10 protein-coding genes are annotated in these 12,862 nt (G+C 66.1%); 5 read left to right on the top strand and 5 right to left on the bottom strand.

From position 1 onward, the window contains the following. Nucleotides 1-48: 48 nt before the first annotated feature. Nucleotides 49-1,410 carry a phosphate acetyltransferase gene (pta, locus tag C3E79_RS09650; RefSeq protein ID WP_108404711.1) on the top strand — a complete coding sequence of 454 codons (1,362 nt, stop codon included), beginning with the start codon at nucleotides 49-51 and terminating at the stop codon, nucleotides 1,408-1,410. After that, nucleotides 1,411-2,613 carry an acetate kinase gene (locus C3E79_RS09645; protein WP_108404710.1) on the top strand — a complete coding sequence of 401 codons (1,203 nt, stop codon included), beginning with the start codon at nucleotides 1,411-1,413 and terminating at the stop codon, nucleotides 2,611-2,613. A 246-nt stretch (nucleotides 2,614-2,859) separates the two neighbouring features. On the opposite strand, the gene C3E79_RS09640 is transcribed toward C3E79_RS09645, so the two are convergent. Genes C3E79_RS09640 through C3E79_RS09630 form a run of 3 tightly spaced genes read right to left on the bottom strand, consistent with a single transcriptional unit; the run spans nucleotide 2,860 to nucleotide 7,615 of the window. Then, nucleotides 2,860-5,244, bottom strand: a complete 2,385-nt coding sequence (locus tag C3E79_RS09640) for a serine/threonine protein kinase (protein WP_179948282.1) — start codon at nucleotides 5,242-5,244, stop codon at nucleotides 2,860-2,862. Further along, nucleotides 5,241-6,206 carry a glutamate ABC transporter substrate-binding protein gene (locus C3E79_RS09635; RefSeq protein WP_108404708.1) on the bottom strand — a complete coding sequence of 322 codons (966 nt, stop codon included), beginning with the start codon at nucleotides 6,204-6,206 and terminating at the stop codon, nucleotides 5,241-5,243. Before C3E79_RS09635 ends, C3E79_RS09640 begins: the two co-directional genes overlap by 4 nt. Then, nucleotides 6,206-7,615, bottom strand: coding sequence for a hypothetical protein (locus C3E79_RS09630; protein ID WP_108404707.1), 1,410 nt, complete (start codon nucleotides 7,613-7,615; stop codon nucleotides 6,206-6,208). The genes C3E79_RS09635 and C3E79_RS09630 overlap by 1 nt, the downstream gene beginning before the upstream one ends. 55 nt (nucleotides 7,616-7,670) lie before the next feature. Between C3E79_RS09630 and C3E79_RS09625 the strand changes: the two genes are divergently transcribed. From C3E79_RS09625 to C3E79_RS09615, 3 genes are read left to right on the top strand one after another with little or no spacing between them, the layout of a single operon-like run. Continuing rightward, nucleotides 7,671-8,156: an NUDIX domain-containing protein gene (locus tag C3E79_RS09625; RefSeq protein ID WP_108404706.1), complete on the top strand. Its 486-nt coding sequence runs from the start codon at nucleotides 7,671-7,673 to the stop codon at nucleotides 8,154-8,156. Then, nucleotides 8,143-9,087 carry an ABC transporter ATP-binding protein gene (locus C3E79_RS09620; protein ID WP_108404705.1) on the top strand — a complete coding sequence of 315 codons (945 nt, stop codon included), beginning with the start codon at nucleotides 8,143-8,145 and terminating at the stop codon, nucleotides 9,085-9,087. Before C3E79_RS09625 ends, C3E79_RS09620 begins: the two co-directional genes overlap by 14 nt. Beyond that, the gene (locus C3E79_RS09615) at nucleotides 9,080-9,826 is read left to right on the top strand and encodes an ABC transporter permease (protein WP_158268487.1); all 747 of its coding nucleotides are present in this window, start codon (nucleotides 9,080-9,082) and stop codon (nucleotides 9,824-9,826) included. Before C3E79_RS09620 ends, C3E79_RS09615 begins: the two co-directional genes overlap by 8 nt. A 788-nt stretch (nucleotides 9,827-10,614) precedes the next feature. Here the strand turns inward: C3E79_RS09615 and cls are convergent. Continuing rightward, complete coding sequence (gene cls / locus C3E79_RS09610; RefSeq protein WP_108405157.1) at nucleotides 10,615-12,048, bottom strand: cardiolipin synthase; 1,434 nt, start codon at nucleotides 12,046-12,048, stop codon at nucleotides 10,615-10,617. Between the two features lie 32 nt (nucleotides 12,049-12,080). Next, nucleotides 12,081-12,860 carry an exodeoxyribonuclease III gene (locus C3E79_RS09605; RefSeq protein WP_108404703.1) on the bottom strand — a complete coding sequence of 260 codons (780 nt, stop codon included), beginning with the start codon at nucleotides 12,858-12,860 and terminating at the stop codon, nucleotides 12,081-12,083. Nucleotides 12,861-12,862 lie beyond the last annotated feature (2 nt).

The following is a 12,862-nucleotide window of genomic DNA, read 5'->3' as shown; positions in this document are numbered from 1 at the left end:
CCGCGCTACACTGGGTGGGGCAAACACGTGGCAAAGAAAGGTGTGTATATGGCCGGGAAATCCCTGCTCATCACTGTGGCGAATCGCAACTTCGAGGGCGTCGACGTCGAGGGGTACGCCTCCCAGCGCGAGCTGCGCGTCGTCCGCCTCGACTCTTTCGGAACAGACCTCGCGAACGCCTACGGGGCGGACCTGCTGGGGCAGGGCCCGGCCCTGGTCGTCGGCACGGGGGATCTCAGCTTCGACGGTGAGCTCGCGGCCGCCCTCGGCGTCCCGGTCATCGTTGTCGCCGACGACCCTGCCGCCCGCGCCGAGCTGGCAGAGCGGCGCCTGCGCGAGCTCGGCGCGGTGCCCGCAGCAGTCGTCACCGCCGATGACCTTGCGGCCACCAACGCGGAGGAAGCCGACGCCAGCCCGGTGGTCTCGCCCATGGTGTTCGAGAACTGGCTCATCTCGCGCGCGAAGGAAAAGCGAGCCCACATCGTGCTCCCCGAGGGGGAGGACGACCGCATCCTCCAAGCCGCCGACCAGCTGCTCGCCGGGGACGTCGCCGAGATCACCATCCTCGGCGACCCCGCCGACATCGCCCGCCGCGCGAAAGACCTGAGCCTCAACCTTGAGGCCGCGCACATTATCAACCACCTCGACTCCGAGCTGCGCGAGGAGTTCGCCGCCGACTTCGCGGAGCTGCGCAAGGCTAAGGGCGTCTCGCTTGACGACGCCAGAGAGACCATGAAAGACATCTCCTACTTCGCCACCATGATGGTGCACAAGGGCTATGCCGACGGCATGGTCTCCGGCGCCGCCCACACCACGGCCCACACCATCAAGCCGTCGTTCCAGATCATCAAAACCGCCCCCGGCGCCTCCGTCGTCTCCTCGATCTTCCTCATGGTCATGCGCGGGCGCCTCTGGGCGTTCGGCGACTGCGCCGTCAACCCCAACCCGACGGCCCAGCAGATCGGGGAGATCGCCGCCGTCTCCGCGAAGACCGCGGCGCAGTTCGGCATCGACCCGAAGGTGGCCATTTTGTCCTACTCCACCGGTGCATCCGGCTCGGGGCCCGACGTGGACCGCGCCGTCGAGGCCGTCAAGGCCGCGCGCGAGGCCGATCCCGAGCTGCTTGTGGACGGCCCCTTGCAGTTCGACGCGGCGTGCGATGCGGGCGTCGGCAAGAAAAAAGCCCCCGAGTCCCCCGTGGCGGGCGAGGCCAACGTCTTCATCTTCCCCGACCTTGAGGCGGGCAACGCCGGCTACAAGATCGCGCAGCGCACGGGCGGCGCGCTCGCCATCGGCCCCGTGCTGCAGGGCCTCAACAAGCCCGTCAACGACCTCTCCCGCGGCGCCACCGTCGCCGACATCGTCAACACCGTCGCCATTACCGCTATCCAGGCAGGAGCAGTGAAGTAAATGTCCTACGTCCTCGTCATCAACTCCGGATCGTCCTCCATCAAGTTCCAGATCGTCGACCCGGCTGGGGGCGCCACCGACGCGCCCCTGGTCAGCGGACTGGTGGAAAAGATCGGCGAGCCGGGCGGCCGGATCTCCATCAACCACGACGGCCGCAAGCACGAATCCAACCAGCCGATCCGCGACCACCGCGGCGGCCTCCAGCTCGCCGTGGCCATGCTCGACTCCCTCGGCGTCGGCCCCACGCAGCTCGACCTCATCGCCGTGGGCCACCGCGTCGTTCACGGCGGCGAGACCTTCCCGGGCCCCGCGCTTGTCAACGACACCGTGGTCGAGCAAATCCGCGACCTCGTCCCCCTCGCACCGCTGCACAACCCGGCCAACATCGACGGCATCGAGGTCGCCCGCGACCTGCTCCCCAACATCCCGCACGTCGCTGTCTTTGACACCGGCTTCTTCGGCGAACTCCCCGAAGCCGCGGCCACCTACGCTGTCAACGCAGAGGTGGCGGAGAAGTACCAAGTGCGCCGCTACGGCTTCCACGGCACCTCGCACGAGTTCGTCTCCGGGCAGGTCTCGGAGTTTCTCGGCGCCGAGCCCGCGGACGTCAACCAGATCGTGCTCCACCTCGGCAACGGCGCCTCCTGCTCCGCCGTGCGCGGCGGCCAGCCGATCGACACATCCATGGGGCTTACCCCGCTCGCCGGGCTCGTCATGGGTACCCGCTCCGGTGACCTCGACCCGGGCGTCATCTTCCATCTACATCGCCAGGCGGGGATGAACATCGACGAGATCGACACACTTCTCAACCGCCAGTCGGGCATCAAGGGCATCGCCGGCGTCAACGACTTCCGCGACCTCCACGCCAAGATCGACGAGGGCGACGAGGCGGCTAAGCTTGCCTTCGACGTCTACATCACCCAGCTGCGCCGCTACATCGGCGCGTACATGATCGCCCTCGGGCGTGTCGACGCCATCACGTTTACCGCCGGCGTCGGCGAGAATGACTCCGCCACCCGTGCCGCCGCCCTTGCCGGGCTGGAGATGTACGGCATCGAGCTCGACCCGGAGCGCAACGCCGGCCCGAACGACGGCCCGCGCGTCATCTCTGCCGACTCCTCGACCGTGAAGGTCCTCGTCGTGCCGACAAACGAGGAGCTGGCCATCGCCCAGAAGGCCGCCGAGGTCGTTTCTGCGAGGTAAGACCGGGGCAGGGCGTGCGCTGAGGTTTCCTTTGGGTTGTTCAGTGTGACCACCTGGGGTTTTGTGCCCCGAAACTCGTTGAGTGTGACATCTCACCTGGCCGGCCCGCCGAGATGTCACACCCAAGCCCCGCCAACAGGTCACCACCTGGGCAAACGCACCTCCGAGTACCTCAGATGCGCCGTTCCACAACCGCAAAGGCACACCGAAACCCTCCGCACCGTAACCCCGGGCCGCGCCCACCCCCTAAAACCAGGTCGCCGGGCGGATCTTGTTTGCCAGGTCCACGAGTGCGTAGCGGTGGCGTGCGTAGGGGGCGATGCGGGCTTGCTCCCGAAGCGTTGTGGCCAGTCCGCGGCGTAGGTCTCGTGTGCTGAATTCGTATTCGAACAGTGAGTGGTCGGAGGCGGCGCGCTCGACGCCGACGTCGCGAAGATAGGTCAGCGCGGCGCGCAGGACGTAGACCTTGACCTGCAAAAAGCGCGGCTCGTTGGAGGGGATCTCTTCCAGCCTGCGGGCGGCGCGGCGGATGCGAGATTCGGTGAGCTCGTCGGAGACGAGGTAGAGGATCGAGGTGAGCTGGGCCATCCGGTGGTGCCGCGAGGAGCTGGGGACCTTATCTAGAGCGGCCACGGATAGTTCCACTTCGCGCTCTGCCATGAGCAGTCGGGCGAGCCCGAAGGCGGAGGATACTGTTGCTGGGTTGGTTAGCCACACCAGGGAGTAGAGGCGCAGGGCGTTAAAGCGCAGCATTGCTGGGGCATTGCTGTCCATAGTCCAGTCCTTCGACAACAGCCCTTGACGCTGCCACGTGTCAAAGGCGGTGGCCGGCAGTTCACCGAGGTTGGTGCGTATGCCGGCTGCGGCGCGAGCGAGGGCGTCGTTAAGCAAGGCCTCCGAGACCGCACCGCGGTCTTGCAAGATAAGTTCGTCGACGGCAGCGATGGCGAGCTTCGGCGCAGCCTCGCCCGGCACCGCGACGAGCACGCGGGTGAAATCCGCCTGGGCCGCGGAGAAATCGCCAATGAGGGTGCTGGTCACGCCCGAATACCAGTGGAAGCGCCAATTGGCGCTGAGCCGGTCCTTGAGTGATTCGAGCCAGGTGCGGGCCTGGTAAGTCAGACCCAGGTCGAGCATCGCGCGCACCACCCCGAACGGGATTTCCGTGGACTCCTCGTACTGCGGGGTTTGCATCGCTTGACGCAGGTTCTCCAACGTCTCCTGCGGCTCCTGGTAGGACGAGCCTTGGATCATGGCGGCGCCGACGTCGTGGCGGTCGATGAGTGGGGTGGGCAGCGCGGCGACGACCTCCTGTGGGGTGATCTCGACGGTGCGGCTGATGCCGTCGATGAGCTGGTCGGTGCGAAACACCAGGTGCTTGGTGCCAAACGTGGTGCGCTGCGGGGAGAAGAGGGAATGCTGGGCGGGGTAGGTGCGGCCGTCGCGAATCGCGATGACCTCGCGCAGCACCCCGTAGAGCTGGGCCTCGAGTTCGGAGACTGAGGAGAAACGCTGCTCGGGGTCCTCGTGGCAGCAGCGCCGGAGGAGCCGATAGAGCGAGAGGTAGCGCCGCAGCGTCGGGTCATCGGTGGGCGAGGGGATCCCAGTGTCGTAAACGCCGTCTTTGCGGGGCAGGTCGAGTATGAGGGAGGCCAGCGTGCGCCCGATGGTGTAGATGTCGCTGGCCACGCTCGGACCCCGTGTAGCCACCTCGGGGGCCTGGAAACCCTTCGTGCCGTAGATGTAGCCGTAGGCGCCAATGCCGGAGACAGCGCCGAGGTCGATGAGCTTGACCTGGTCTTCGGTGACGATGATGTTGTCCGGTTTGAGGTCGTTGTAGACCACCCCGCGGGCGTGCAGGTAGTTCAGCGCCGGGAGCACCTCGAGGATGTAGGCAATGGCGAGGTCGACGGGAAACAGACGGTTCTCTTGAGCATCGCGGCGCTGGCTTAGCGACGGCCCTCCGACGAACTCCATGACAATAAACCCGCCGGGGACCCGCGGGTCGTCGATGAAGTTGAAGATCTTGACTATTCCGGGGTGGGTGATCTCCGCTAAAAACTCCCGCTCGGCGGCCGCCGCCGCGGTCTCGTCGGCGTTTTTCGTCGAGTGCAGGCCTTTTAACACCACCACGCGGTCTGCAACGTTGTGGTCTTGGGCGATGTAGATCCACCCCATGCCGCCGTGGGCGATGACCCCCATGATCTCGTACTGGCCGGCCACGACGTCGCCGCGGCCGAGCTGCGGGGCGCTGAGGCCCTTTTGCACCACGGCGCGGGTGGGATCTTTCACCGCCTCATGGGGGTCCGTCGGCGGGATCCAGGGTAGCTCGACCATGCCGTCGGCAACCGTTCGGCTGCCGCGCGAGGCTTGGCGCAGCTCGCGGAAGGTATCCAGGGCCTGCCGCCGCGAGCGCGTGGAGGAATCCTCGGGCTGACCACCTCCGCGCAGGGCGTCGAGGTCTTTGAAGAGCTCGGCCATGTCCCCCAGGCCGGCGTAGACGCCCTCGCTGGTCTCATCGTCGTCGTCAAGAGCGAAGGGATCGAACGCGACGGCCTCGGTGGCGGGGTGATCGCTGGTCGGGGCGTGGATGACCGGATCGGTGGACGGGTCCTGTGCGGGCTCGCTCACTGTTCCTCCTTGCGGTATTTCGGCGCCGGCAGCTGCGGGCTGGCGAGGCTGCCGGTGAGCCAGCGCCCGTACATCGCGTCCCAGGTGCCGTCGCGGCGCAGGCGCTCAATCGTCGCGTTGACCTGGCGTGTCATCCCGTCTTGCCCCTTGGGCACGCCGACGAAGTACTGCTGGCTGCCGAAGCGCTGGGGCAAGATTTCGGTGTAGGGGTCCTGGGCGATCATGCCGGCGAGAATTGCGTCGTCAGCAAGCACGGCGTCGGCGTGGAATTGCTGGCTGGCCATGAGACAGTCGGCCCAGGTGCGAGTGCGCAGAATCGGGGAGTCCGGCGCGATGCCACGGGCGAGCTGCACAAGGTTGGAGCCGTCAACGACGCAGACCGTCTTACCATGCAGGTCCTCCGCTCCGGCGATACCGCGGTCCTTCGGCACGAGTAGCCGCACCGTCGAGGTGAGGTAGGGGATGGAGAAGTCCACACGCGCGAGCCGCTCCGGGGTGATCGACATGGTGCGGATGACGATGTCGACATCGCCCGTCTCTAATGCGTGCGCGCGTGTCGACGACCCCACGAAGCGAAAATCCACCTTCTCCGGGTCCCCGAAAATATCGCGCGCGATCTCGCGCGCCAGGTCGATCTCGAAACCGCGCAGGTCACCCGCGGTAACATCCCGGTAGGACAACAAGTACTGCGATTGGTCCACCCCGACGACGATCCGGCCGCGCCCGAGCACCTCCGGTACCCGCTCGGCAGGCTGCGCGTCGTCGGGGCGCAGCGAACCAGGCCAATCCACCTCGGCGGTGACATCAGACGTCGGTGCGATCCCCGGCGGGTCCAGCGGCGCGCCGGGCGGCAGGGGGATGCCCCCGTAGGTCGGCGCGGCCGGAGTGGGTGCTGCGCGATCGGGTGCGGGGGCGCACGCGCTGGTCAGGGCGGCTAGGGCTACTGCGGCGGCACGTTTCATCACAGGTACTCCCCGAGACGTTGGCGGATGCCCAACCAGATCGCGAGGACCGAGAGCGCCGTGAGCACTAACACCGCGCCCGCCACAGCGGTGGTGGCGTCCAGCGAGGCCTCGATAAACGCGCGCATGTCCTCACGCGACTGGTTAATCAGGTTGTCGAGGGCGTTATCGAGCTGCGAGTAGGCCCGCGCGGACGACGGCACCGACTCATCTGGATCCGTTGAGGTCAACACGTCGACGGCGTGGGTGAACTGGCCGTCGCCAAGCGTGCGCACGAGCTCGGCGTGTGCGCGTCGCCACTGCGCGAGCGCATCGCGCGCGCTGGCCACGACCTCCTCGTCCGTCGAACCGCTCGCCGCCTCCAGCGCCCGGGTGACCGACTCGTGGGTCGGGGCGAAGGAGGCGTTGGTCTCGGTGGCGGACTGGCGGCGCAGCAGCGCGAAGATTTCGTTCGTGCGGGTCTCTTGGGCGTCGATACGCGCGTCCGTCAGCTCCTCCCACGGCATGGCCGCGCGCTCGAAATCACGCTGCCCCGACTCCCACATCGTGTAGTTCGCCGCCGACGTCCACGCGATGGCCACCACCATCATCGCCGTAGCCATGGCAAAACCCTTGTTCAGCCGCCGCCGGTAGACCCGCCACAGCCCGTACTGCGCCGCCACAAGGAACACCAGTGCCGCCACGAGACCGGAGAGCGGAACCCACTGCGGGCGCGAGAGCCGCTCCATCTCGTCGGCGACCTGCTGGCGGGTCACATCGAACAGCTCCACCGAATTAGCCAGCAGCCGCTCACGCATCACGTCTGACGCAGCGGACATATAGGCCACGCTCACCGGGTTGCCCGTGCGCTGATTCGTGCGCGCGCGCTCCATCAGCCCGGCGTAGACGGGGATGTCGCGCTGGACCTGCAGCACCAGCCGGCGGATCTCCCCGTCCCGCGCGCCCGAATCCACCGTGCCCTCGAGCACATCATTCGCCGCTACCACGGCGGCATCAACGGAGGCGGCAAACCTGTTCGTGTCGTACTCGGTGGAAATCCCCGGCTGCACGAACGTCGTCGTAGCCAACGTATCGGCTTGCGAGAGCGCGGTGATGAGCTGGTGTGCCGAGTTGCTCATCGGCTCCGTCGAATTGACCAGCACGTCCATCGACTCCTGGCGCGAGGCCATCGACTGGCTCATTGACACCCCCGCCGCCACCAACGCGAGAGTAAGCACCACCATCATCGCGATGATCTTCCCCGGAGTGGTCAACGCGAAGAGGATCACGCGGCGCACCCAGCGCAGCGGGCCGGTAAACGTCTCCGTCACACGCACCCGCCGGGAGCGGGACTCCGGCAGGAATTCGAGCTGGTCAACCCAGGCGTCGTCGGGCACAGTGCCCTCTCGCTGCCTCGAATCGACCGCCATTGCTACAGACTAACCTATTGAGCGATCGATTGCGTCACACATAGAGTGGGAAGCTATGGAAGGCGACGGAAACGGGTGGGTCGACGGCCCGGGCGGCATCAAGCTCTGGGGGCGCTACGGCGCGGCGGGGCTATTCTTGCAGGCAGGCGGTCTCGTCCTGTTGCAGCATCGGGCGAGCTGGACCGCCCAGGGCGGCACCTGGGCGCTGCCGGGAGGGGCACGAGACTCCCACGAGACGGTGGAGGAGACCGCGCTGCGCGAATCCGTCGAGGAGTGCGCGATCGATCCCGCCCTCGTGCGGGTGCGCGAGACCTTAATCACCGCCGGGCCCTACGCATCAGGTTGGAGCTACACCACGGTCATGGCCGCCACGGCGAGCGGCGCCCCGATCCCGGTCACCCCCAACGCCGAATCGGCCGAGCTGCGCTGGGTGCCGCTCGGCAGCATCCGCGCACTACCGCTCCACCCTGCGTTCGAGGAATCCCTCGACCTCGTCCTAGGCCACGTCTTAGGGCATACTGAACCGCATGATCAGAGTTGAAGGACTGACCAAGCACTACGGCTCGGTGCGCGCCGTGGACGACGTGACGTTCACGGTTGAACCCGGCGTGGTCACTGGCTTCCTCGGCCCGAACGGGGCAGGGAAGTCAACGACGATGCGCATGATCGTGGGGCTCGACGTGCCCACATCGGGCAGCGCGCTTATCGACGGCTCCCCCTACGCATCCCTCGACAACCCCGCCCGCCGCGTCGGTGCCCTGCTCGACGCAAAGAGCGTCCACCCCAACCGTTCCGCCCGGGCGTCCCTGCTCTGGCAAGCCCAGGCCATGGGGCTGCCCGCGAGCCGCGTCGACGACGTGCTGGAGATGGTAGGTCTCAGCGAGGTCGCCTCCAAGCGCTCCGGCGGCTTCTCCCTTGGCATGGGCCAGCGCCTCGGCATCGCCTCCGCCATGCTCGGCGACCCCGAATACCTCATCCTCGACGAACCCGTCAACGGCCTCGACCCCGCGGGCATCCGCTGGGTCCGCAGCCTCCTGCGCACCCTCGCCTCCGAGGGCCGCACCGTCTTCGTCTCCTCCCACCTGCTCGCAGAGATGGCGCAGACCGCAGACCGCCTCGTCGTCATCGGCAGGGGAAAGCTCGTCGCCGATACCACGGTCCACGACTTCATCAAGGGCAACTCCACGATCACCACCGTCGCGCGCGCCGCCTCGCCTGAGGCCCTCGCGGGATTGGAGGGCGCGCTCACCGGCGCAGGGATGGGCCACACCCGAGGCACCGACGCCGACGGCCGGCCCACCCTCACCATCGACGGGGTGAGCTCCGACGAGGTCGGGGCGCTGGCCTTCTCGGCCGGCGTCCAGCTCGCCGAGCTCACCGAACGCCGCGCCTCCCTCGAGGACGCCTACATGCATTCCACCGAAGACCACACCCAATACCGGGCTACTCACCAGGGGGTCAACCGTGCTTAACCTACTGCTTGCGGAGTGGACCAAGCTACGCTCCACCGCCTCCTTCTACTGGACCACCGGACTACTCCTCGCCGCCTCCGCCCTGTTCTCCGTGGCCTTTACCGCCCCTGCAGACGCCATGGCCGGCGAAGGCGGCGGCAACCCCTTCGCCCCCATGCTGCTGGTGATGAACGTCGGACTCATCTCCTCCCTCTTCGTCATCGTCCAATCCGCCATGGTGGTCACCACCGAATACCGCTTCGGCGTGCACACAACCAACTTCCGCATCGCCCCCAAGCGCTGGCAGGTCGCCCTGGCCAAGTTCGTCCTCTACGCCATCCTCGCCGCCGCCATCGCCCTCATCGCCCTGGTCATCGCGTATTCCATCGGGTCAATCTTCCACGCCTTTACCGGCAGCTGGACCTCCAACCCCATCGCCCGCCGCGGCCTGTGGGCCGTGCCCGTGGGCATCATCCTCCTCGTCCTGTTCACCCAGGGCGTCGGCTGGATCATGCGCAACACCGCCGGGGCCGTCACCATCGTCTTCGCGCTGCAGTTCGTCGTGGAAAACATCATTCGGCTCATCCCCCGCGTCGGCAACTCCATCGTCGAATACATGCCGTTTTCCAACTTCATCGCGTTCATGGTCAACGTCCCCGTCCAGGGCCACGGGATCACGGCCTCCTTGGCGATCTTCGCCGCCTGGGCCCTTGCCGCTTGGATCCTCGGCGTTGCATTGCTGCTCCGCCGCGATGTGTAGGCGCTCGCGGGTTGGTGTTCCTCGGTGTTTCGGTTGCCGAGATGTCACGCTTTCGGGTTAGTTCGATGCGTTTCTGTCGGTTTTGCGGCCGGGCAATCGTTCGATGTGACGTTTCGGAACAGTAGTGTCCCAGCTTCGGGTTAGTTCGATGTGACCACCTGGGGTTTGGGGGGGGCTGGTTTTTGTTGGATGTGACATCTCACCAGTTTCGCCCTCCGAGATGTCACATCGAAGCGATCTGAGACTGTGACCACCTGGGGTTTTGCGTGCCGAAAACGGTTGTATGTGACGTTTCGGAACCGTAGGGTCACATTGAACCGATCTGAGACTGTGACCACCTGGGAAAACGCATCCCCAAAACCCGCTCGATGTGACATCTCACCCGGTCCGCCCTCCGAGAAGTCACATTGAAGCCCTGTGAGACTGTGGCCACCTGGGGTTTTGCGTGCCGAAAACCGTTGTATGTGACGTTTCGGAACCGTAGGGTCACATCGAACCCCAACCAGACTGTGACCACCTGGGAAAACGCATCCCCAAAACCCGCTCGGTGTGACATCTCACCCGGTCCGCCCTCCGAGATGTCACATTGAAGCCCTGTGAGACTGTGGCCACCTGGGGTTTTGCGCCCGGGTTTTCGTTCGATGTGACGTTTCGGAACCGTAGGGTCACATCGAACCCCGACCAGACTGCGACCACCTACGCAAACGCACCCCGCAAAGCCCAGATGCGACGTTCCGGAACCCGAAGACGCTAAAACGGAAGACCCACAAACCCGAAGACCCCAAAAACTACTGCAACGCCGAGGTCAGCTTCATCACGTTGTCGATGTAGCGCCGGTGCCAGGGGCGCCGCGACCATTCTTCGAGCGTGAGCTGCCGGGATACACCCATGTAGGTATTCGCGAGCTGTTCGAGCTGGCCGAGGAGAGGGCCGGAGGCGACGAAGAGGGAGTTTTCGTAGTTTAGGGAGAATGAGCGCATGTCCATGTTCGAGGAGCCGACGACGGCGATGTTGGAGGGGCGGCCTGGATCCGCAATCGCGAACTTGGTGTGCAGGACATACGGGGCGGGGAACTGCCAGATCCGGACCCCGGCGCGCAGGAGCACCTCGTAGTAGGAGGATTGGGCGTGGTTGACCATGAATTGGTCGGCTTTTTCGCCAACGAGGAGATCGACACGCACGCCGCGGTAGCAGGCGGTGGTGACTGCCTCGAGGAGCGAATCCTCGGGCACGAAGTAGGGGGAGCAGAGCACGAGGCGCTCGCGGGCGTGGTGGATGAGGGTGTTAAACATCCGCAGGTTTGGTTCGGTCTGGTAGCCGGGCCCGGAGGGCACGAGCTGGACCACGTGTTCGCCGGGCGTGTCTACGCCGAGGCGACGGGGGGAGAGTAGCTCGATGGCCTCGCCGGATTCGGTGTACCAGTCGACGGCGAACATCGACTCGATGGAGGTGACGACGGGCCCTTCGAGCTCCAAGAGGGCGTCGATCCATTGGCGGCCGGCGCGGCGGTGGTTGCGCATGAGGTAGCCGCGGTCGATGAGGTTGAGCGAGCCCATGAGCGCGGTGCGGCCGTCGATGATGACGACCTTGCGGTGGTTGCGCAGGTCGGGTCGGCGGAAGCGGCCGCGCCAGGGCTGGAGGGGGAGCATGAGGTGCCAGTCGATGTTGGCGTCGTTAAGGAATTTTTTCATGCGGCCGTAGCCGGGGTACTTGCGCGAGCCGATGTGGTCGAACAGGAGGCGGACATGGACGCCGCGGGCGGTGGCGCGCGCCATCGCGTCGAAGGCGGGCCGGGTGGTGGGGTCGAGGGCGACAGCGTAGATTTCGAGGTTGACGTCGTGCTCGGCGGTGTCGATAAGCGCGGCTATGCGCGAAATCGCCAGGCTGTAGTCGGTCCACAGCGCGCGCACATTCGTATCGACGGCCGGATACCCCGTCAGTGAGCGGTTGAGCCGCACCATGGATTCGACCTCGTCGGAGAGCTCAGCGTCGGCGGGGTGGTCCGGGATGTCGACGTGGACGTTGGTGATCATGGCGTTGGCCTGCTGCTGGATCCTGTGTCGGCGTCGGTTGAAAAACGTCGAGCCCATCAGCAGGTAGAGCGGCAGGCCCGCCAGCGGGAGCAGGAGGATGAGCAGCAACCAGGCATTCGCGCTCGACGGCCTGCGGTTCGACGGCACCACGCCGATCATGACGAACTTGATGGCGTAGTCGACCACCATGACGGCCAGCTGCCAGTAGCTCAGGTCCACGCCTAACGCACCTCGTCGAGGTCCAGCGCGCGAGTGTCGAAGTCAGCAATTAGCGGCGCGTGGTCGGAGGCACCCTTGCCGGCGCGCTCCTCGACGTCCACCCACGCCGAGCGGAGCTTGGCTGCCACTGGGTCGGTGGCGAGCATGAAGTCGATGAGCATGCCCTGGTTCTTTCCAAACCTCCCCGCCTTGTAGTCCCAGAAGGTGTAGTCGTTGTCGTGGGTGATTTCGGTGACCCCGGATTCCAGAAGCATCTCGAAGGCAGCGCGCTCCGGCTCCGTGACGTGGGTTTTCCCCTCGAACCAGGCGATGTCCCAGACGTCCGTATCGCGCGGGGCGATGTTGAAATCGCCGACGAGGAGCTGCGGAGCCGACGGGGTGACGGCGCGGGCGAGGGCGTAGAGAAACGCCAGCTTGTAGTTGTAGTGCGGATGGCCGATCTCGCGGCCGTTGGGCACATACAGGCTCCACACGTCGATCCCGCCGCAGGTTGCCCCCACCGCGCGGGATTCCACCGCGCCCTCGTAGGCGGGCTGGCCGGGGAAGGAGGAGCGCACGTTGTCGAGGCCGACGCGCGAGGCGATGGCCACCCCGTTCCACTGGTTCACCCCGACATGGGCGACCTCGTAGCCGGCGGCTTCGAACACGGCGTAGGGGAACTTCTCGTCGGCCGTCTTGGTCTCCTGCATGGCAAGCACGTCAACGTCGTGGCGCTTGAGGAAGGCGGCGATGCGCTCGGCGCGCGAGCGTACCGAGTTGACGTTCCAGGTGGCAATCCGCATGG

Source organism: Corynebacterium liangguodongii (genome assembly GCF_003070865.1).
Taxonomy (GTDB): Bacteria; Actinomycetota; Actinomycetes; order Mycobacteriales; family Mycobacteriaceae; genus Corynebacterium; species Corynebacterium liangguodongii.
This window is presented reverse-complemented; position numbering and strand designations above follow the sequence as displayed.